Genomic DNA, 23,341 nt, shown 5'->3' on the forward strand with positions numbered 1-23,341 from the left:
CAAAAACAGTTTTCTCTCAAGGCTCCATCTATCCATGCGTATGGGGCTTACCGTTCTTGTCAGTCTGCTTTCCTTGGGTGCCGCGGCCCAATCGCGACCGCTTTGGATGCGCCATTCGGCCATCTCACCCGACGGAAAGACCATTGCTTTTTCCTACAAAGGCGACCTCTATACGGTGCCCGTAACCGGTGGTCAAGCCCTTCAGCTTACCTCGAACGCCGCCTACGATTCCTATCCCGTATGGAGTCCGAATGGCGAAAAACTCGCCTTTTCATCGGCCCGTGAAGGAAGTATCGACGTGTTTCTTATCAATAAAACGGGCGGAGCGCCCCTTCGACTGACCACCGACAGCGGAAAGGAAACGCCGTTGGCCTTCCTCGACAACGACCATGTGCTTTTTGAAGCCACGGGTATGCTGTCACCTACGAGCATTATCTTCCCCGATAATACGTTCAGTCGGGTGTTTCAAGTCGAGACTCGTGAGGGATGTCGTCCCACGGTCTTCTCCGAAATCTCCATGCCGGGCCTTAGTGTCGGCCCGATGGGTGACATATTGTACCATGACTTGAAAGGTTACGAAGACCCATGGCGCAAGCATCATACCTCGCCTATCTGCCGGTCTATATGGCTGAAGCGTGCTGGTAAATACACGAAATTAAGCCATTTCATCGGTGAAAATCGCAATCCGGTGTGGGGAGAGGGCGATACCTATTATTATTTAAGCGAGGAAGACGGCACGTTTAACGTGTATCGAAATAATCTCTCGGGCACGGCCAAGCAACAGCTCACCCATTTCAAGGGCAATCCCGTGCGCTTTTTAACCCGTTCTACCGATGGAATCTTGAGTTTTGGCTACGATGGTGAGCTTTATACCCTGCGTGAGGGACAGCAGCCCCAGCGTGTTTCGGTGAGTATTGTGGCCGACCGCAACGATGTCGACCTGCAACGGCAAACCCTTCGCAGCGGCGCTACGGAGATAGCCCTTTCGCCCAACGGCAAGGAGATAGCTTTCGTTTTGCGGGGCGATGTTTACGTTACGTCCGTGGAATATGCCACCACCCGCCAGATAACCGACACGCCCGAGCAGGAGCGCAGCGTGGATTTTGCCCCCGACGGGCGCGGTTTGGTTTATGCGGCGGAGCGCAATGGCCTTTGGCAAATTTACCAATCAACCATCAAGAATAAGAAAGACGACCTCTTTACCTATGCTTCTGAGATAGTGGAAGAGCAGCTCGTGAAGTCTGATAAGACCAGTTTCCAACCCGTTTACAGCCCCGACGGCAAGAGCGTGGCCTACCTTGAGGACCGAACTACGCTGCGGGCGGTCGACGTAAAGACCCATCAACTGCGTACCCTCATGGAAGGTAAGTTCATGTTTAGCTACAGCGACGGCGACCAATGGTTCAGTTGGAGCCCCGATTCTCGATGGTTACTGGCCTCATATATCGGTACCGGTGGCTGGAATAACAGCGATGTGGCCCTCGTGAGTGCCGATGGAAAGGGCGAAATTCGCAATCTTACCAACAGCGGTTACAACGATGGCAACGCCAAATGGGTGCTCGGGGGCAAGGCCATGGTGTTTGAGAGCGACCGGGCAGGCTACCGCAGCCACGGCTCATGGGGCGCCGAGTCCGACGCTTACATCATGTTCTTCGACCTTGATGCCTACGAGCGCTTCCGCATGAGCAAGGAAGAGTATGCCCGATGGAAAGAAACGAGCGACGCGGAGAAGAAAGAGAGCGAGAAGAAAGCTAAGGAAGAGGCCAAGAACGCCAAGGAAAAGAAAAAGAACCCCAACGCCGTGAAGCCTGAAAAGACCGAGCCTTTGCAGCTCGACCTCGACAACTGTCGCGACCGCGTTGTGCGGCTTACGGTGAACTCCTCGCACTTGGGCGATTGTCTTCTCAACAAAGAGGGCGACGCTTTCTACTATCTCACGAGCTTCGAGGGCCGTGGCGACTTGTGGAAACACAGTCTTCGTGAGGGCAAAACCGAGATTGTGGCCAAGAACATAGGCCGTGGCGGACTGATAGCCGATAAGGATTTCAAGAGCATTTACCTCTTCAACGGCACCATTAACAAGTTTGACGTGGGCTCCAAAGCCGTTTCCTCCGTGGGCTTCGAGGCCCGGTTTAATTACCGTCCCTACGCCGAGCGGGCCTATTTGTTCAACCACGTGTGGCAACAAGTAAAGGATAAGTTCTACGATAGCAAGCTCCACGGCGTAGATTGGGACGGCTACAAGCAAACCTACGAGCGCTTCCTACCTTATATAAATAACCGTTACGACTTTGGCGAAATGCTCTCCGAGCTGTTGGGCGAGCTCAACGCGTCGCATACCGGCGCCCGTTTCTACCCCTCGGGAGCGTCGCTTCGCACGGCGGCCTTGGGCCTTTTCTTCGACGAAAGCTACACCGGCGACGGCCTGAAGATAAGTGAGGTCATCCGACGGGGCCCCTTCGCCGTGCGCGATACGAAGGTCAAGCGTGGCGACATCATCACGGCTATCGACGGCGAAAGGATTTTGGCCGGTCGGGACTACAACCACATGCTCGACGGAAAGGCCGGCAAACCGGTCCGTATCAGCCTCAAGAGCGGGGGCAAGGACCGTGACGTCATCATCCGACCCATCACCAAGGGCCGTCAGGATGACCTTCTTTACCGCCGATGGGTGGAGCGCAATAGGGCCATGGTCGACAAGTTGTCGGGTGGTCAGTTGGCTTATGTGCATGTGAAAGAGATGAACTCGGAGAGCTTCCGCACCGTCTTCAGCGAACTGCTGTCCGACAGCAACCGCCAAAAGAAGGCCGTTATCGTGGACGAGCGCCATAATGGCGGTGGCTGGCTCCACGACGATCTTTGTACCCTTCTCGGCGGCAAGCAGTATCAGAGCTTCATGCCCCGGGGCCGATTCATAGGTTGGGACCCTTGGAATAAGTGGGTAAAGCCCAGTTGTGTGCTCATTTGCGAGGACGATTATTCTAACGGTCACGGGTTCCCTTTCGTGTATAAAGCCTTGGGTTTGGGCAAACTTATCGGCGCCCCCGTGGCCGGTACGATGACCGCCGTTTGGTGGGAAACGCTTCTCGACAGCCAAATGGTCTTCGGCATACCGCAGGTTGGCTGCATGGATATGCAGGGCATGTATGGCGAGAACAACACGTTGCACCCCGACATCGAGGTATATAACACGCCCGAGGACTATCTTTCGGGTCGCGACCGCCAGCTCGAGCGGGCCGTGGAGGAAATGATGAAGTAGGAAAAATCTTTACATGAACCCCTCGTTTCCTTGCGTTTTTCGCAGCCAAAAGCGCTTTGGCATGGACTTGTGCGATTTTATCAATGGTTTTGTATTTACTTGATAATCATTCGCTTAGATTTAATTAGGCCCATTAAAGTCCCGTTGTGGCGCGCTGAAAGCAGTGCTTTGACCTTGTGAAAGGGGGCTTTTTATGACGTGGTAGTGGCTCTTTGACCCCGCAAGTATATTGCGATGAGCGGGTCAAAGGGCCACTGTTGTGTTGTAGGGGTGGGGAGTTGGGAGGATGAAAGGGTCGTCGAGAGGTGGTTGTTGATTTGATGTAGGGTGGGTTGTCGGCCGTTTCGGCCTTCTTGTTTTCTAATTGGCGTCCTGAAAAAGTGTTAATATTCACTCCTTATTTTTTACAAAAATTGATTTGTTTGCTAAGTTTTCATTTGGTTAACGATTAACAATGCCGGCATAATGCCCGCCCCTCGACCCATTAAGGCTTAAATAACGACTAAATGAGAAGTAAACTTATGTTTTGTTATATTTTAGCCTTTATTTTCTATAATTTCTTATTTTTCTTTAATATTTTGTTGGATATTTAGTTTTAAAGCATTACATTTGCAACTCGAAATACAATATTTGGCTGTATAAACAAATCAGAAAAAGTTAATCGTTTGGCTGCTTCAACTGTTTTTGTAGGTCAAAATCTTTACCTCCGCGTGGGCGGACGATGGCTTGATAGCTTCAGTGAGAGAAAGATATTTTACTTTATATATTATAAATTTAACTACAAGAGAGAATTTCCTATGAAAAAAAGACTGTCGCTGTTTTTGGCTTGTCTCTTCCTAAGTTTTGGAATGGCCATGGCCCAAATGCAAGTCACGGGTGTTGTAGTCTCAGCCGAAGACAATGAACCCGTTATCGGAGCCTCTGTCAAAGTGAAAGGTTCGTCAGTTGGAACCATCACGAACATGGACGGAGAATTCCAGTTTTCAGTTCAGAGCAATGCACGCCTTGTCGTTTCATACATTGGTATGAAGACGCAGGAGGTCGTTGCCAAGGCGGGTAAAATGCGTATCGTGTTGCGTCCCGATAACCAAACGCTCAACGAAGTGGTCGTTACGGGTATGCAGAAGATGGACAAGCGCCTCTTCTCAGGTGCGGCCTCGAAGCTCGACGCAGCCAAATCGAAGCTCGACGGTGTGCCCGACGTGAGCCGTGCGCTCGAAGGTCGTGTGGCCGGTGTGTCAGTTCAGAACGTCAGCGGTACCTTTGGTACGGCGCCCAAGATTCGTGTTCGTGGCGCGACGTCTATCTATGGTAGCTCCAAACCGCTGTGGGTGGTCGACGGAGTCATCATGGAAGACGTGACGGAAGTGAGCGCCGACGAGCTTTCCTCGGGCGACGCGTCAACCCTTATCTCATCAGCCATCGCCGGACTTAACTCCGATGACATCGAGAGTTTCCAGATATTGAAGGACGGTTCGGCCACCTCTATCTATGGAGCGCGGGCCATGGGTGGTGTGATTGTCGTAACGACGAAGAAGGGAAAGGCCGGTTCGTCACGCATCAGCTACACCGGTGAATTTACCATGCGCCTCAAACCAAGCTACAGCCAGTTCAATATCATGAACTCGCAAGAGCAAATGGGAATCTATAAAGAAATGTATGGCGCCGGTCTTATCAGCTTCGGACGCACCCTCCGTGCCTCGGGCAGCGGTGTGTATGGCCGTATGTATCAGTTGATGAATACCTTTAACCCCGCCACGGGCAAGTTTGGATTGGCCAATACGCCCGAGGCCATGAACGCATACCTGCGTGAGGCCGAAATGAGAAATACGGACTGGTTTGGCGAACTCTTCAGCAACGCTATTTCCATGAACCACTCTATCAGTATGCAGAGCGGTACCGAGAAGGCCCAATACTACACTTCGTTCTCTTTCATGAACGACCCCGGATGGAGCGAGCAGAGCAAAGTGCAGCGCTATACCTACAGCGTCAACGCCAACTACAACATAAGTAAGAAGGTAACGCTCAACCTTATCGGTAATACTTCTTATCGCAAGCAGCGTGCACCGGGCACAACGAGCCAGAAGAGCGACGCCGTTTCGGGCGAAGTAACCCGCGATTTCGACATCAACCCTTACTCCTATGCCATCAACTCGTCACGTGCGCTCGACCCCAACGTGTTCTATACCAAGAACTACGCGCCCTTTAACATTCATCATGAGCTGGCTAACAACTACATGGACTTCGACGTTCTCGATCTCAGAGTGCAGGCCGAACTGAAGTATAAGCCCATTACCAAGGTTGAACTGGCTGTGTTGGGCGCCTATAAGTTCTCCAACACCGTGCAGAATCATCAGATACGTGACAAGTCTAACTTCGCTATGGCCTACCGCTCAATGAGCGACGCCACCATCCGCGACGCCAACCCATGGCTCTACCAAGACCCCGATCAGCTCAACTCGCAGAAGTTCTCCGTGCTTGAGAAGGGAGGTTTCCAGCGTGAGACCAAGTATAAGATGAACAGTTGGGACTTCCGTGCCACCGCCAGTTATAACGATGTGTACAACGAAGACCACATCGTGAACTTCTACGGAGGTATGGAAATCAATAACACCGACCGCTTCCGCACGTTCTACAACGCCGTTGGCGTGCAGTACGACATGGGCTTGCTCGGTTCTTATGACTATCATTTCTTCAAGCAGTTGGTAGAAGAGAATGGCGAATATTACAACCTTTCCAACACGTATAACCGTGACGTGTCGTTCTTCGGCACCGCTAACTACTCATGGAAGGGCCGTTACTCGGCCAACGTTACGGGTCGTTACGAGGGTAGCAACCGCTTAGGTAAGGCCCGCAGTGCCCGTTGGCTGCCTACATGGAACGTCTCCGGAGCGTGGAACGCGCATGAGGAGCCGTGGTTCAACAGCGCTTTCAAGAACGTGCTTACCCACGCTACGTTGCGTGCTTCTTACTCATTGACCGGTGACAAGCCCGCCGTGACCAATTCGCAGGTAATCATCGAGAGCACCAACATTTGGCGTCCGTTCGCCTCAGACAAAGAGGCTGCGCTCCGCATCCGTGACTTTGCCAACCCCGACCTTACCTATGAGAAGAAGCATGAGCTCAACCTCGGTTTGGACTTAGGCTTCCTCGATAACCGTATTAACCTGACTTTCGACTGGTACACACGTAATAACTACGACCTCATAGGCCCACGTACGACCAATGGTACCAAAGGTCAGATTGTGGAGTTTGCCAATATCGCCAGTATGAAATCTACCGGTGAGGAGTTTGGTATCTCAAGTAAGAACATCATGACAAAAGACTTCCAGTGGAACACCGACTTCATCTTCTCTCACGTGAAGACCAAGGTTACTAAGTTGGATAACCGTATGGACATCTTCGGAATGATCAGTGGAACCGGCTTTACACGTGAAGGCGACCCCTATCGTGCCCTCTATTCCATGGACTTCAAGGGCTTGAATCAGGATGGTATCCCCATGAGCATCAATGAAGCGGGCAAACTCGTTACCAGCGAAATTAACTTCCAATCGCGTACACTCGATTATTTGATTTACGAAGGTCCTACCGATCCCACCGTCACCGGCTCACTCGGCAACACCTTCAGCTACAAAGGATGGCACCTGAACATATTCGCCACTTACGCCTTTGGTAACAAAGTACGTCTTGACCCGGCCTTCGACGGTCACTACAATGACCTCACCGCCATGCCCAAAGACTTCAAGAACCGTTGGTCAGTGTCGGGAGATGAGCTTCGGACAAGCATTCCTGCCATCGCCGACTTGCGTACCTTGCAGAACGATTTACAGATAGACAACGCTTACAATGCCTATAACCTCTCGACCGACCGTGTGGCCAAAGGCGACTTTATCCGCATGAAGGAAATATCATTGGCCTATGATTTCCCCCGCAAATGGGTGAGCGCGCTCTCTTTGAGCAACATGAACCTGAAGTTGCAGGCCACCAACCTTTTCCTCATTTACTCCGATAAGAAACTCAACGGACAAGATCCCGAGTTCTTCAACACCGGTGGTGTGGCCGTGCCAATGGCTCGTCAGTTTACCATGACTTTGAGAATAGGACTTTAAAACATTAATTGAAGACATATCAATATGAAGAAATTAAATATTTTGCTGTTAGCCTTTGGCGCGCTGGCGCTGTCTTCCTGCAACGATTATTTGGATAAACTGCCCGATGATCGTGCGGAGGTGAACACCCATGAGAAGGCCGCTTTGCTGTTGGTTAAGGCTTATCCGGACGTTTCTCCTGACTTTTTGATGGAATTGAGCTCCGATAACGTGACGGATAACGGTCGTGGCTATTCTGCCGAACAGAACCAAGACATGGCATATCGTTGGAAAGATGTTACCACATTGGAGAGCGATGACCCCCGTGATATATGGAATGATACCTATGCGGCCATAGGAGTGGCCAACCAAGTGCTTACCGATTTGCCGAAGGTTACCGATAAGGACACGAAAGATTTGGAGGCCGAAGCGCTTCTTTGTCGTGCTTTCTCAATGTTCAGGCTGTCAAATGCCTTCTGCATGGCTTACGATTCTACGAAGGCCAAGACCTATTTGGGCTTGCCATATCCTAAAGTGAGCGGCGTATCTGTCAACGAGCGCGGTACGCTTTCGGAGCTTTATGCCAATATCAACGCCGATATTGAGGCCGCGTTGCCCAACGTTTCCGACTCACATCTTAAGACTCCGAAGTATCATTTCAATCGTCGGGCCGCTTATGCCTTTGCCGCGCGCTTCAATTTGTACTACCATAACTACGACAAAGCTATCAAGTACGCTACCGAGGCCATAGGAGAGGACCCATCGGCCATGCTCCGTAAAGTGGGAACTTACATGGAGTATAGTAATGCCGACGACGTTAAGGCCCGCTACATCAATGCCGGTGAGAACGCCAACCTTATGCTTATGACGGCGGTTTCCATACATGGCGCGATGTCGATGCACCCTTCTCTGCAGCGTTATGGCCATAATTCAGTCATCTTGAATGCAGAAACTTTCGGCGCAGATATGCCTTGGGGCATTACCTATGAGGGTCAACGCCTATTCGGAAGCAACGAGTGGGTACGCTATCCCAAGATAGATTATCAGGTAGAATACAAGGATAAGGTGGCCGGAACGGGTTGGTTCCGTATCGTGGACGCCGTGTTCACAGCCGACGAGACCCTGCTCGTAAGGGCCGAGGCTGAGGCTTTGAAGGGTAATTTCGCCGCTGCGTTGAGGGATATTAACTATTTCCTCGACTCACACGCAAGTCCTTTCCTCGACTCAAAAAAGACTCGAAAACGCCCCGTAATGACCGAAGCCATCATCAATAGCTTTATGGATGAATTGCCGGAGGTACCCGCATTGCTCAAGAGCGATAGTGACCGAGGCATTAAGAAGCCCCTCCATCCGCAAGGATTCACGGTAGCCAAGGGCACGATGACCAACCTTATCCACGCCATTCTGCAACTGCGCCGTATCGAGACATGGATGCAGGGCCTGCGATTCCAAGACGTTAAGCGTTATGGTCTCGAGATATGCCACATGCTCGACGGTGAACCTACGTTGGAGTTCAAGGCCGGTGACCTGCGCGGTGCCCTCCAATTGCCGGAGGATGTCACGACAGCCGGTTTGCAGCCTAACCCCCGTAACAAATAAAAAAGAAAGGAATCAATATGAAATACATTAAATTATTGCTCCTCGTTGTGGTAATGTCAATGGCCACCGCTTGTGGAAATGACGACGTAAGCTCCACTTCTATCTTTGATACCAAGGCGCCCCAGCGGTCGGAGTTTGACAATTGGCTGATGAAAAACTACATCGAGCCTTACAATATAGAGTTTAATTATCGCTACAACGATAATCTGTCGAACCGCACTTACAACGTGATTCCGGCCGACCTGACCAACTCCAAGGCCTTGGCCATCCTCATTAAGCACGTTTGGCTCGACGCTTACAACGAGCTGATGGGCGAGAAGTTTCTCAAGAGCCATTGCTTCCGGGTGTTCCAGATGATAGGTTCGGGCGAGTACAACCCCTCACAAGGCAGCGTGGTTTTGGGTACGGCCGAGGGTGGAATACAAGTAACGCTGTTCCAAGTGAACGCGCTCGACCTCGACAATATCTACATTGAGACCAAGAATCCCTACCGTAATACGTGGCAGGAGCCCATCGATCTCAACAAACGTTACTTCCATGTAATGCACCATGAGTTCTGTCACATCCTCACACAGTTGATAGATTACTCCACGGAATTCCGTCAGGTATCGGCCGGTAAGTTCACTTCCACGGGTTGGGTGAACCTCGACGACCCCGATGCGGCCAAGCAAGGCTTCGTCACAGGCTACGCCAGCAGCGAGTATAATGAAGACTTTGCCGAGATATATTCGACCTATGTCACCAGCACCGACGCCATGTGGCAACAGATTTTGGAAGCCGGCGTGGACGGAGAGGACACCTACGGTCGCGACGCTATCCTACAGAAGCTCGACATTCTTCGCAATTATTTCCAAAACAGTTGGGGCGTTGACATCGACAAACTGCGTGAGATAGTGCTCCGTCGCTCAGCCGAGGCAGCCTCACTCGATTTAAAAACATTAAAATAAGGATAGATTTATGAAAAAGATATATAGCTTGCTGTTGCTCCTGACAGCGATGATGGTCCTCTCGTCGTGCAAGAACGAGGTTGACGACATCTTTGAAAAGTCTTCTTCGGAGCGTGTTGCCGACGCCCTCAAGTCCTATAAGGACATACTTGTGGCGGCCCCCAACGGCTGGCGTATGCAGTATGTGGCCAATGAGCAATACGGTGGTTACAACATGCTTTGCAAGTTCAAGGCCGACAACACGGTAGACGTGGCCAACGACAAGGGCGTCGCCGCCAACGGCACTCATTATCAAATTATTCAGAGTCAGGGTGCTTTGTTGAGCTTTGATGAGTACAACAAGGCCATGCACATGTTCTCTGATCCCATTGCCGAGGTAGGTATCGCGGGCCGAGGCTTCGAGGGCGACTTCGAGTTTCGTGTGCTTAGCGCCGCTGCCGACAGCGTGGTGCTCGAGGGAAAGAAGCATGGCAGTCGCATCGTCATGACCCCCATGCCGGCCGAAACCAAGTGGGCCGACTATCTGGAGGCTGTCAATAAGACGATGGAAGCCATGGACGCGGACTTTTTTAAGTTGACCCTTGGCGAGGAAGTGCTCGATTGTACGCTTGCCAACCGTGTGCTGAGCGTTACCGATAAGGAAGGAAATACCATGGGTTATCCGGTTCTCTACACGCCCACGGGTATCGACCTGAAAGACACGGTCACCATTGAGGGCAAGTTAGTGACGGGCTTTACTTACTCGGCGGACGAAAATTGGCTTGATCCTAACGATAAAACGGTGAAGTTGTCACCCTTCTTCCCACCGCTGCTCGAGCTGTTTGTAGGTGGTATGTGGACGCCAAACGTAGAGAAAAGCTCGGCTGGTAAAATGAGATTGTGGAAGCAAATAGCCGCCATCAACGGCCAAAATAATTTCCCGGTGAACGCTTGTTACTTGGGTACCGACCCCGAGGTAGGCAGTAACTTCGGCCTCGTGCTCCAATTGGGCAGGTATTGGGGCTTGATAGGCATTGGCTATGAGATCGTCGATGGTGAGACGATCACGTTTAAAGAAAAGGTCAAGGGCGACGCGAATGGCAATGGAGACTACTTCTACGAGAACCTGCTTTGGAACTACGTAATCGATACTTTCATTCCCAAGGGTAATCCCGGAACCTTCAAGGTGACAGCCAACGACCCCAAACGGCCTACTGAAATAACCCTTACTTCGGTCGCTGATCCCACCGTGAAGATAGTTTTCAACAAGGGACCACAGCCCACTCCTTTTGGTTAAAGCGCTAATTGGCATGGCTATCCTTAGGTGATGGCTCATTGCTAACTAAATAGATAGCGGCCCGACACAACATGTCGGGCCGCTATCTATTGTGCTTTGGAGGGATAAGTAGACAAGTTAACGAGTTGACGAGTAGACAAGTTGTTGGTTGCAAGTTGACGAGTTATCAGAATAGCCGGCTTTATTACTATTAACTTGTTAACTCGTTAACTGATAACTCGTCAACTTTTGTTTTGCCAAAAGCCCTTTTTGGCCTTGCCAAAGGGCTGCTTTTATCAGCTCAAAGCTGGCCTTTCACCGCCTCAAAGGCCAGCTTTGAGGCGGTCTTCCGACCGGTCTGACCGGTCTGACCAGTCTGACCAGTCCGACTAGTCCGACCAAAAACACTCGCCGGTCTGACCAAAATGCTGCTTTTGCAACTTTATAGCTTAAAAGTGCATAAATATAAATTAATTAATCACGAATTAACTCTTTTGCTTTTATTTTGTATTAATTTGAAAGAAAAATGATAAAATAATTGGAAATTTGATTTAGGTTTGTTATTTTTGCAAAACGATTGTGTGAAAATGATGTAACATAGTGGTTGTATTTTTATACACGTCATGGGAGAATAGAATCAACATTATATATTAATTATTTAACGAGAGAGATTTATGGAAAAAAGACTTAGTATGTTTCTGGCATGCTTATTCCTAAGTTTAGGAATGGCATTGGCCCAAACTCAAGTTAGTGGTACCGTAACATCCGCGGAGAATGGCGACCCTATCATTGGCGCAGCCATCAAGATTGTTGGCACAAGCACGGGCTCCGTGACTGATGTCGACGGTCATTTTGCGCTTTCAGCTCCCGCCGGTGCACGCCTCCAGTTCTCATACATCGGTATGAAAACGGTGGTGTTGACAGCCAAGAGCAACATGAAAGTGGTGTTGGAACCCGACAATCAGGTGCTCGACGAAGTAATGGTTGTGGCTTACGGTACGTCAAAGAAGTCATCGTTCACGGGTTCTGCCCAGAACATCGACAGTAAAAAACTTGAGCTGCGCCCCGTAACTTCGGCCACAAAGGCCCTCGAGGGTAACGCCAGCGGTGTGCAGATGACCTCGGGTTCAGGCCAGCCGGGCTCGTCACCCTCCATCCACATCCGTGGTTATGGCTCTATTAACGCCTCTAACAGTCCGCTTATCGTTGTCGACGGAATACCTTTCGACGGCAATTTGAGTAACATCAATCCTGCCGACATCGAGTCGATGACCGTATTGAAGGACGCCAGTGCCGGTGCCCTTTATGGTGCCCGTGGTGCCAACGGTGTGGTTATGATTACCACGAAGCGTGGTGTCGAGGGTAAGACACAAGTGACATGGCGCTCTACCTTTGGTTGGTCGAACCGTGCCATGAAGCGTTATCAGAACCTCAATCAGAAAGAATACGTGGCCTATGTCTATGAGGCGCTGCGCAACGGAGCCTATTCCAAGGGCCAATCATGGGAAGACGCCAAGGCCGAAGGCCGTGCCAAGCTGGGCGAAACCTTGGGTGGCGAAACCTACAACCCCTTTAAGAACTATACTTGGGATACCCTTATCGACCCCGCTACCGAGCAAGTGAGAAGCGACGCCGTGGCCGCTTGGGACGAGAACTGGATGGACGCGGTGGAGCACAAGAACGCTTTCCGCCACGAACATCAGCTTTCTCTCAATGGCGGAACTGACAGAACGAAGTACATGATGTCGTTGGGTTACGTCAATGAGGACGGTACTTTGAAGACAACTAACTTCCAACGCTATACCGCCCGTGTGAATGTGGAGTCAAAGGTAAACGACTGGTTCAGCGCCAACGTGGGCCTGAACGTGGGTCATTCCATATCCAACTTCAGCAACTACACCGGAACTACCTCCTCAAACGTGTGGAGTACCGCCCAATTTATCAACCCCTTGTTCCCCGTTTATCAGAAAGACGCCAAGGGACAGACCATCTACAAGGATGGCGTAGCTCAATATGACTGGGGTGAGCCCTACGCTAACGGCGACGCACGACCGGGCTCTCTCGCCGATTTTAGCTCACTGGGAATGCTTATGCTCGACAAAACCGAGGCCTTGCGTGACGTTGCCGGCATGCGTAGCGGCCTTGTCTTTGGTAGCGACAAGGACAGTTTCGGATGGCTCAAGGGCGTAAAGTTTGCCTTGAACTTCGGTTTCGACTACAACAACCGTAACAATACGGACTACATGAACAACGAACATGGCAATCAGGCAACGGCCGGTGGATTGCTCAGCAAGTACGAGGGACGTACCCAGAGCTACACCTTCAACCAGTTGCTTACATGGAACCGTGCTTTCGGTAAGCACAGTCTTGACTTCCTTGTGGGCCATGAGTTCTACGCATATAACTACAAATACCTCTTGGCACGCCGCTCCGGACTGATGAGTGGCTTGATGGAGCTGGGCCCGGGTGCCACCCTCAAGGATGGCGACTCTTACTCATACGACTATCGTATCGACTCTTACCTGAGCCGTTTCAACTACGATTACGATGATAAGTACTATCTCTCGGCCTCTCTCCGTCGCGACTCTTCCTCACGCTTCAAGCGCAATAACCGCACCGGAACGTTCTGGTCAGTGGGTGGAAACTGGAGATTGTCGCACGAGAACTTCCTTAAAGACGTGAAATGGATAGACAATCTCTCTGTCAAAGCAAGCTACGGAGAGCAAGGAAACGACAATATCCTCGACGATGAGGGCGATCCGCGCTACTACTTGTGGCAGGGTTTGTCGTCAACCTCTTACCCCAATGCCAACGCCACGGGTGCTTTGCTCAGCACATTGGAGAACGCCGGCATTACATGGGAGAAGAATGGAAACTTCAATATCGGTGCCGAAGGCTCGTTCTTCGACGGCCGTGTGAAAGCCGCAGTTGAGTATTACTATCGTAAAACCACCGATATGCTGCTCTCTTACCCCATGGCTGTCTCCACAGGATTTAGTGGTTACGACGCCAACGTGGGCAACATGCGCAATACCGGTGTGGAAATAGAACTCACGGGCACGCCCATCCGCACCAAGGATTTCAACTGGTCGATCACTTGGATTGGCTCTACCATCAGCAATAAGGTGACCAAGCTCACCAACGAATCTAAGGAATTGCTCACCGGTAGCTATATTATAAAGGAAGGATTGCCTATCTATACCTTCTATATCAGCAAGAGCGCGGGCGTTGACCCGGCCACCGGAGCACCCCTCTTCTGGGCTTACGACAAGGACGAAAATGGCAACATAACGAAGGAGTACATCACTTCTAACCGTACAAAGGCCACGAACAGCCGCTACGAAATGGGCTCACGTATGCCCGATCTCTACGGAAGTATAGGTACCAACCTTACCTATAAGAACTTTGATTTGTCTATTCTTACCACCTATTCTATCGGCGGTAAGGTGCTCGATAATGTGTATTATAACGCCATGAACTTGCTTTATCTCGACAAGGCGGTACATAAGAACAGCCTCCGCAGATGGAGCGCGCCCGGCGATCTCACCGATATACCACGCGCACAGATCAACCCCGAGTCGATTATTCTCGACCGTTACTTGGTCAACGCGTCTTATTTCGGCGTGAAGAACATCACCCTTACCTATACATTGCCTAAGACCCTGACCAGCCGCATCGGCCTTAACGGCGTGCGAGTGTTCTGTTCTGCCGACAACGTAGCGCTGTGGACACACATGGACGGCATGGATCCGCAGTATAATTTCAGCGGTGGTACCAGCTATGTTTACGCTGCCAACAAGACTTGGACTTTGGGTTTGGAAGTTAATTTCTAACGAATTAAAGAAAGGATATGACAATGAAATCATTATATAAATACGCTTTTGTAGGCTTACTGGCGCTGGGTATGAGCGCTTGTTCCGAAGACCTGTTGGAAACTTCGCCCACTACTTCGGTGGATACCGGCTCCTTGATGGCAAGCACTTCTAAGGCTATAGCTTCTTTGAACGGCGTTTATCGCTTCCTCTATACCACCGGTTATACATCGGGATGGGAACATGAGGAAACCGGTATCATGTCTTTCAACCACGTAGCCGACCTCATGGGCGAGGACATGATTCAACAAAAGTCGGGTAGCGGCTGGTTTTGGTACGACTATCAGTTCAACGTAAAGAGCGACTATACGCACAACGCAGGTCGTCCTTACGGTACATGGAACTACTTTTACACCATCATTTCCAACGTAAACTACCTGATAGCGTCGGAAGCAACGATGCAAGGTGACGAGGCAGAACGCAACTATATCGTTGGTCAGGCTTACGCTTTGCGTGCCATGGGCTACTTTTATTTGGCACAATACTACGCTCCCCGCCTCGTAGGTAACGATAAAGCGGCCTGCGTACCCATCTATACGGAGCCTACGACAAAGGAAACCAAGGGTAAGCCCCGGGCTACCAACGCCGAGGTTTACAAGCAGATTGACACTGACTTGGCTGCCGCCATAGACCGAATGAAGAAGGCCAAGGCCACCCGTGACAGCAAGTCGCACCTCGGATTGGCCGAAGTTTACGGTTGGGCAGCCCGCGTGGCCCTCGCCGAAGAGAAGTGGAAAGACGCTCAAACCTACGCCGAGAACGCCATTAGTGAGGCAAACAAGGAGGGACTTGAGGTTACCGGAGTGAGCAACTTCAGTGGCTTGAACAACGCCGAGGCTAAAAACGTACTGTGGGGACTCAAGATTGTGCCCGATCAAACGCAGCAATATGCCAGCTTCTACACCTTTATGGACCCCGCGTTGGGTAAGTATGGCGCCACGGCTCGCATACAAATCAACAAGGACCTCTACGCTATGATGGGAGCAAATGACGCCCGTCGCGGATGGTGGGACCCAAAAGAGAAGGAGAATAAGGACAATGGTTACCAGCAAACGAAGTTCAAATGCTCTAACATTGCTACTTTCGGAGGCGACTATGTGCTCATGCGTATAGAGGAAATGCACCTTATCAAGGCCGAGGCACAGTGTATGTTGGGTGACGATAAGGGCGCTCAAACGACGCTGATTGCCTATATGAAGACCCGTGACGCCGACTATACCTGCACCAAAACGGGCAATAAAATGGCCGAAACCACCAATCCGAAGATTGCAACGGGCTCACTTCGTGAGGAAATCGTTAACCAACGTCGTATAGAACTGTGGGGAGAATTTGGTCGCTTGTACGATTTGCGCCGCTTACATCAGGGCGTTTACCGCACAACAGAGCAGGGCCACCCCGGCGCAGGCATTGTTAAGGGCATTGATAACCCCGACAGTAATCTGTTCCTTATGACCATTCCGCAGTCGGAATTTGATGGAAACAAGGCATTGGATGCCGAGAAGGATCAAAATCCCATGGACTAATCATCATTGATTTTACGCACTAAAATTCGATCACAATGAAAAGAAATAACTACATATTGGGCGTGATGATGGCGGCAATGGCGCTGTTCACGTCGTGTGATAAGGATAATGTAGGCACCGTTTATGAGCCTACGGGCACGAACATCTCGTTTATGCAGGAGGCCATCAGCCAAACGGTAAGCACCGCTTCGACCGACATCGTGGTAGGACTGAGCCGCTTTGGCGCTGCCGGAGCCTACACGGCACACTATACGCTCAAGGAAATGAGCGACAGAGTGTTTACCGACGCCAACCAAGGCACGGCCGTTTATGAGGACGGAAAGTCGATGACCTCTATCGTACTCAAGGCCGACAGGATGGAGAAAGGTAAGACCTACACGGTAAAACTCTTATTGAGCGACGCCGATGTGGCCACTGCCGACACTGTCATAGGCAAGCCCGTGAAGGAAGTAACCGTATCGGTTACCTGCGATTTCGATTGGAAGGACCTCGGCGCCGTAACCAATCAATCGGGCTTCAACGATGGTGCCATCGGTAAGGTGAAGGCCTACGAGGCCGCTACTTCCGAGGGATGGAAGGTTTATAAGTTTGAGGACATCTTCGGCAAGGGCTTCAGTATCATCGCGAAGGCTACCGATAAAACGGGTACCACCTTTGTTGTGGAGAAGCAAGCCGGCTGGAACTATAGCAGCACTTATGGCGACGTGACGGTCAGCGGTAAGGGAACGCTCGAGGGAAAGACCCTCACCCTCTCCTTGGAACATGTCTTGGCAAGTGTCGGTCACTCCTTTGGCGTGATAGATGAGGTCATCACTCTGCCTTAAACCTGACTGAGACGATAAAACGAAATATTTAATAGATTGGCCCCATCGGGGGCCAATCGCAAATTCTCTCTCTAATTTTGGGAAGTCCGCTGTGAAGCCGGCTTCCTTTTTTTGTTTAGAGTTGACGAGTTGTTGGTTGACGAGTTAACGAGTTGTTGGTTATAAGGTTGTAAGTGACGAGTATATAAGTAGATAATGAAAGCAGGCTTATGAGCCGATGAAAAGGCTGCTTTGAGCGCTTAAAAGGCCTGCTTTCGTGCGGTAAAAGGGCAGCTTTGGCAAAGCCGTTTTCTGACAGCGATAAGGCGGGGGGATGGTTTTTAGGACCGGTAAGACCAGTCGGACTGGTAAGACCGGTCGGAGGTTATTGAGTGATACTTTAGTTTTTGTAGTCTGTCCGACTAGTCCGACTAGTCTGACTAGTCTGATGTTGGCTGACAATATTTAAGTTTTTGAGGCGAGATTTAAAAAGGGAGCCCGCTTCACAGCAGGCTCCCTCATCTTCGTTCTTTTTATCTGTTACCATGAAAACATCATATATACATGTTTTATCTATATGAAAAAGATCAGTCGTATAGGTCCTCCGGCCGATTGATTTGGGCCAGTTGGTGGAGGAACTCGGCATAAGCCGTGGTGACGGCCTCGGCAAAGCGGCGCCCCTTTTCGGCCGTGGAGAGGGCCGGATTGCCTATGCCCGTGTCGTCGGGCGATACGAGATTCCAATGGCGGGGCAGCCAAACACGGCCTTGGCGCAGCGCGCTTATCGTGAAATTATGGCCTATGCCGGGGCCCGCTTCCTCAAGATTGACCCATTCGGGGTGGTAGTACATCATGGCAGAGGTTTCTATCTCGTCGGCATGATCGCCCGGATTATCGAAGAAATCGCCTGCCGGCGCCATCTTGAACCACTCTCCGCAAACGATGAAAAAGTCGGGATAGTCTACGCTGAGGTCACGAATCATGTTCTTAAAGTTGTTTCCTCCGTGGCCATTGATGATGACAAGGCGTCGAAATCCTTGGTGATGGAGCGACGAAACGATGTCGGTGAGGATGGCACGCTGGGTTTCGTAGCGGGCGTGAACGCAGAAATTGAGCTCACGTTGGCCCGGATTCTGCGACCCCATCGTTACCGGTGGCATGACCATACAGCGGGTATTATGGAGCGCGAGGGCCTTTTGAGCCGCGTCTACGGCTATGTCGTGCGACAAGATACAGTCGGTAAGATAGGGTAGATGCAGGTTATGGGGCTCCGTAGCTCCCCATGGCAGGAGGACCACATCGTAGCGGTGGTCCTTCACGGCGCCATAGGTGGCTATGGAAAGGTCGAGTTCTCTTTGTTTCATATTACTGCTTTCTTTTTATGATTTTAGGGTTAAGGCTTTATTCTAAAGTCTTGAGAATGTCGTTGCAAAGGGTGTACGACTTTATCATCATGCGCGGAATATGGAACGGACCCTTGAAGATATTGCCTTTGGCGGGCTGTGCCACCGTTCCGTCACGATGGAGATAGCCATACCATTCGCCATGACAAGCGTCGGGGAAGTGGGTGTAGGTCCACTCGCTTATCTGCCTATGACGGTATAGGTATTCTACGTCGCCGGTGCCCAAGTAGGCATAGAGCGAGGCAATGATGGTTTCGCACTGCGGCCACCAGAACTTCATGTCCTGCGAATAGTCCTGCGATGGCAGGTTGCGACAGTCGCGGAAGTTAATGATTCCGCCATATTGCTTGTCCCAACCCCAGTCCCATGACCAGTCGAAAATGGTGAGGGCGGTCTCGAGGAGCTGCTTGTCCCATCCTCGGTTTTGGGCCTCTTCCATGAGGAACCAGCTCGTTTCGATGCAGTGGCCGGGGTTGATGACACGGGCCATGTTGGTATCTATGAACTCTCCTTTGGGGCCAACGGTTTCGAGAAGGGCCTTGAATTCGGGGTGCATAAAGTACTTGCGGAGCTTCTCTATGGAGTCATCGATCTGACAGGTGAGCTTCGGGTCGTCGATGACAGCCCGCAAACGGCTGCCCACATTGATGAGAATCATGATGATAGAGTGGCTTTGCAGCTCTACCTCGGGCTCAAACTTAGGAGCGAGGAAGCCCGGTGTGGCGAGGAAACGCTGGGTATCCTCGAATATTTGCATGGCCCGTTTGGCGTAGCTCATGTCGCCCGTGGCCAAGGCATATTCCGATAAGGCGATGGCGGCAAAGGTTTCGCTGAATACGTAGCGGCGCTTTCTCAGGGGGTGGCCGTCGGCCGTTACGGAGAAATACATGTGCCCATCGGCGTCGAAGCAGTGCTTCTCGAAGAAGTCGATGGTAGACTTCGCCGCCTCCAACCATTGCTCATTGCGCTCTATATTGTTATAGGCAAAGGCACACACAAAGGCGAAGCGCCCTTGGAACCACACTGATTTGGTGGTATCCATGAGCGATCCGTCGCGGTCAAGACATGTGTACACGCCTCCATTCTCTCTGTCCCAGCCATGCTGTAACCAGAAAGGCATAATGTTATTGGTAAGGTCGTTCTTGTAAGAAGCGGCCCAGTCGTGAAGATATTGCTTAATGTCCATGTGCTGTTAGGTTTAGAATTGGTTGCAACGATTGAAGAAATCAATGGCTTCTAACTCAGCTTTCATGCGTTGTTCTTCCTCATCGGTCATGTTTTGGAAGGGCACACGGTTGGGTCCGAGGTCGAAACCTATGAGCTTCATGATACGTTTTCCACCCACGATATTGCCACGGTAATGGCAGATAACGTTGATAACTTCCTGCGCGAAGTTCTGATGTTCGCGTGCGGCTTCCAAGTCGCCACGCTCCCACGCTGCTATAATAGCCGTCAGTTCACGACCGTTGTAGTTCGTAGTGCCACCTATGCCGCCCTTGGCTCCGCCTTGTGCCAGCGACGGAAGGATGGTTTCATCTTGTCCATGGAGCATATCGTACTTGCCGTTCTTGTAAAGTCGGCACTGATTGTACTCATATAAGCTCTCGAAAGTGTACTTTATACCGGCAAAGTTAGGTATGCGGCCGTCCACGGCCTTAAGCAATTCGGTCATCGGAAGGAAGGCTCCGTTGAACGCCGGGATATGATAATAGTAGAAAGGAAGCGACGGTGCGGCTGCGGCTATTTGCTCGCAATACTTCACGAGTTCCTCTATGCGGCCGATACGGGGGAACGGTGGCGCCATGGCACCTATGCCCCAAGCGCCGATTTGCTCGGCATGGCGGGCCAATTCCACGCTGTCGTGGAGGCAGCAGCTACCTACATGGACGATGACTTTGAAGCCTTCGGGGGCCACGCTGACCCATTTCTCGGCCAAAGCCTTGCGCTCTTCGGTGGTAAGCATGTAGCCTTCGCCCGATGATCCGTTGATGAATACGCCTTTGAGGCCATTCTTCTGCAGCATGGCGGCATAGGCCTCGATGGGTTCGAGATTGATTTCTCCGTTGTCATAAAAGGGAGTAAACGGAGCGTCAATAAGTCCGATAATTTTTTCCATAAGTGTTTTTATTTTATAGTTTTCGTTAAGTTTCTTATTCCATGTTATCTGTTTTGGGGCGCAGGAAGGCCAATTGGAGCACCAAGGCCACGGCTACGATTCCACCCAAGAGGGCGAAGCCCATGCCCAGACTTCCTCCGTCGGCCCATTTACCAAACACTTGCGTAACGGCGGCGCCGGCAAATACGCCGGTCATATTCATGATACCATAGGCCGTGGCACGGTATTTAGGCGATATAAACTGGCAAAGTATGGGCATATTGTTGGCGTCGAACATGCCGTAACCTACGCCGAAAAGAAGTCCGGCGCCCACAACGGCCGTCATGCTGTGGCCATAGCTCAGCAAGATGAGTGACGGAATGGTGAGTCCCAAGCCTATGGCGCTGGTATAGATACGGCCTCGCAAGTTAATGCGTACCCACTTGTCGGAGAGCAAACCGCCAACGATGACGCCGATAAATGACGAAGCGGCGATGGTAATGGTCGAAAGTGGGCCTGCGCTACTCATGGGAATGCTCAGGTTTTCGGCGAAAAGCGTGGGCGACCAGTTCTTCATTGCCCATCCCGGAAGGCTGGGTACGGCGAAGTAAAACAGTATAATCCAAAAGGCCCAGTTGGCCAATATCGCCGCGAAACCTTGGAAAATAGAACCTCGTTTTTGGTCGTCGGTGGGCGAGGAGGCTGCTGTGGCGTGCTTGGGATTCTCATATAACAGCACCACCAGTACGAGGGCATAGGCTATTCCGATAACCCCGAACCAGTGGAAGGTTTCGTTCCATGAGAACATGGCTGCCACCACGGCGCCAAAACCACCAATGGCTTGGCCCACGTAGATACCCGTCATGTGGATACCGATGGCCAATGAGCGTGATTTATCTTGGTGCCAATCGGCCAAAAGCGATAGGGCAGAGGGTATATAGAGGGCCTCGCTGATACCCATAATGCCGCGAAGGATGTATAATTGATGGAAGTTGGTGGCGAAACCCATCAAGAGTGTAACGGTAGACCACACAAACAAGCTGCCCACCACGAGCCATTTGCGGCTCATGCGGTCGGCTACGGCGCCGGCAAAGGGCGAAACGATACCGTAAACCCATAGGAACACGGCCATCAGAGCGCCGAAAGCCTCGGCCTGATTGAGTTCGCTGATGTCGGCCTTCATGGCTTCCTGCATGGTGGAAAGCATTTGGCGGTCCATATAATTGAGCAAAGCTACGACCCAAAGCAGGCCTACTACTATCCAAGGATATATGTTTTTTTCTTTCAGTTTCATACGGTTTAATTGCTGATTGGTCGTTATGGGGTTATTTGATGGTCATGCGATAAATCTCGGGGGTGCGTATGCCGGGTTTCAATTCGCCCCCGATAATGTATATATAGTTGCCGAATACAGCCAGCGCGGCGCCCGCCCGAGCCGTTACTTGGCTCTTTCCGGCGATGTGCCAACGGCCTTCGGTAAACACGCTTATGTAGGGATTAAACCGATACCATTCGATAGGATGGGTCATATAGCCGGGCTTCGGGTTGTTCACAGCGTCGAGGAAAATGTCCTTGTTGACACCTCCGATGGCCACGATGGTATCGGCCGAGAGGTTGATGGCTGTGGCTCCACCGAGGTAAATGGCGTTTCCATCATAGTCGAAGGGCGACTCTACGGGCGTGGAACCTACGGTGAGGTCGGTAAAACGGTCGCCATCGATGTGTAAAGTGGTAGGCTGTTCGGGCTTCTTGGCGGTGCATCCACCCCATAGGTAGAAGCTGCCTTGGGCGCTGCCGCATACCGGTTGACCCAATACAGTGCCGCCGGCGATGGGTATGAGTGACCATCCTTCCTCGGGATGGCATAGGTTCAGGGTGCAAATATCTTTACCATTGGTCACTATGATCTCGTTTCCACGGCGGCAACCCGTGAAGTTATCCATGGCGAAAGGCAGGGACGGAAGTTGTTGGAGGACCGCCTTGCCGTCGTTGACCGATAGGATGAACGCGTCAGTAAGGCTGCTGTCATGGTTGTTTCCGCCCACACAGAGCAGTCCGTTGTCTAATTGTATGGAGACGCCGTAGGCACATTCGTGGGGCAGGGAGCCTATCTGCTTCCATTGTAAGTCGGTATTGTCGGCCAAAGAAGCCGCGTATATACCTTTGTAATAGCGCTTCTTACCACCTTCGGCAGCAGGAGTTTCGGGGAAATTGCAGCCTCCCGCCATCAGCAGAAAGCCGTTGGCAGTGCCCGCAAAGCATGCGGACACACCCTTGTCGATACCCGGTTCGTTGGTCGGGAAGCCGTAAACTCGCTCCATGCAGGTAAGCACGGGGCCTTGTGCATGGGCTTCTAAACTATTCGTAATAGCATTCATGATTATATATATAAGTATTATTTTCGTTAAAGTCCTCATAAGTTGATGTGTTGTTTAAAGGTGCTGCAGGGCAGGTTGGCCCCGTTTACGAGGTTGGCTCGGCTGAAAGGTTGCCATCC

General features: G+C 51.3%; 13 protein-coding genes. 8 read left to right on the forward strand and 5 right to left on the reverse strand.

Annotated elements, in window-relative coordinates:
* Window positions 1-34 precede the first annotated feature (34 nt).
* The 8 genes from VIR50_RS11680 (at window position 35) to VIR50_RS11715 (ending at window position 17,367) form a co-directional block, all read left to right on the forward strand.
* On the forward strand, window positions 35-3,259 hold the full coding sequence (locus VIR50_RS11680; RefSeq protein ID WP_331935300.1) for a S41 family peptidase: 3,225 nt from the start codon (window positions 35-37) through the stop codon (window positions 3,257-3,259).
* 797 nt (window positions 3,260-4,056) lie between these two features.
* Window positions 4,057-7,368 (forward strand): SusC/RagA family TonB-linked outer membrane protein, encoded by a 3,312-nt coding sequence (locus tag VIR50_RS11685; protein WP_331935288.1) that lies wholly within the window; start codon window positions 4,057-4,059, stop codon window positions 7,366-7,368.
* A 24-nt stretch (window positions 7,369-7,392) separates the two neighbouring features.
* Window positions 7,393-8,946, forward strand: coding sequence for a RagB/SusD family nutrient uptake outer membrane protein (locus VIR50_RS11690; protein WP_331935289.1), 1,554 nt, complete (start codon window positions 7,393-7,395; stop codon window positions 8,944-8,946).
* 17 nt (window positions 8,947-8,963) lie between these two features.
* Window positions 8,964-9,893 carry a zinc-binding metallopeptidase gene (locus VIR50_RS11695; protein WP_331935290.1) on the forward strand — a complete coding sequence of 310 codons (930 nt, stop codon included), beginning with the start codon at window positions 8,964-8,966 and terminating at the stop codon, window positions 9,891-9,893.
* A 10-nt stretch (window positions 9,894-9,903) separates the two neighbouring features.
* Entirely contained in the window at window positions 9,904-11,169 is a 1,266-nt protein-coding gene (locus VIR50_RS11700) for a DUF4302 domain-containing protein (protein WP_331935291.1), read from the forward strand.
* 653 nt (window positions 11,170-11,822) lie between these two features.
* A complete protein-coding gene (locus tag VIR50_RS11705) occupies window positions 11,823-14,981 on the forward strand; it encodes a SusC/RagA family TonB-linked outer membrane protein (protein ID WP_331935292.1) in 3,159 nt (1,052 codons plus the stop codon).
* A gap of 23 nt (window positions 14,982-15,004) precedes the next feature.
* A complete protein-coding gene (locus tag VIR50_RS11710; protein ID WP_331935293.1) occupies window positions 15,005-16,543 on the forward strand; it encodes a RagB/SusD family nutrient uptake outer membrane protein in 1,539 nt (512 codons plus the stop codon).
* Between the two features lie 35 nt (window positions 16,544-16,578).
* Window positions 16,579-17,367 (forward strand): hypothetical protein, encoded by a 789-nt coding sequence (locus VIR50_RS11715; RefSeq protein WP_331935294.1) that lies wholly within the window; start codon window positions 16,579-16,581, stop codon window positions 17,365-17,367.
* A gap of 566 nt (window positions 17,368-17,933) precedes the next feature.
* On the opposite strand, the gene VIR50_RS11720 is transcribed toward VIR50_RS11715, so the two are convergent.
* From VIR50_RS11720 to VIR50_RS11740, 5 genes are read right to left on the reverse strand one after another with little or no spacing between them, the layout of a single operon-like run.
* On the reverse strand, window positions 17,934-18,710 hold the full coding sequence (locus VIR50_RS11720) for a creatininase family protein (RefSeq protein WP_331935295.1): 777 nt from the start codon (window positions 18,708-18,710) through the stop codon (window positions 17,934-17,936).
* A 37-nt stretch (window positions 18,711-18,747) separates the two neighbouring features.
* A complete protein-coding gene (locus VIR50_RS11725) occupies window positions 18,748-19,935 on the reverse strand; it encodes an AGE family epimerase/isomerase (protein WP_331935296.1) in 1,188 nt (395 codons plus the stop codon).
* A 12-nt stretch (window positions 19,936-19,947) separates the two neighbouring features.
* Window positions 19,948-20,865 carry a dihydrodipicolinate synthase family protein gene (locus tag VIR50_RS11730; protein WP_331935297.1) on the reverse strand — a complete coding sequence of 306 codons (918 nt, stop codon included), beginning with the start codon at window positions 20,863-20,865 and terminating at the stop codon, window positions 19,948-19,950.
* Between the two features lie 34 nt (window positions 20,866-20,899).
* Window positions 20,900-22,138: an MFS transporter gene (locus VIR50_RS11735; protein ID WP_331935298.1), complete on the reverse strand. Its 1,239-nt coding sequence runs from the start codon at window positions 22,136-22,138 to the stop codon at window positions 20,900-20,902.
* Window positions 22,139-22,169: 31 nt separating this feature from the next.
* Window positions 22,170-23,222: a cyclically-permuted mutarotase family protein gene (locus tag VIR50_RS11740; RefSeq protein ID WP_331935299.1), complete on the reverse strand. Its 1,053-nt coding sequence runs from the start codon at window positions 23,220-23,222 to the stop codon at window positions 22,170-22,172.
* Window positions 23,223-23,341: the final 119 nt, after the last annotated feature.

Origin of the sequence: Prevotella sp. (assembly GCF_036570325.1) — a bacterium.
GTDB lineage: Bacteria > Bacteroidota > Bacteroidia > Bacteroidales > Bacteroidaceae > Prevotella.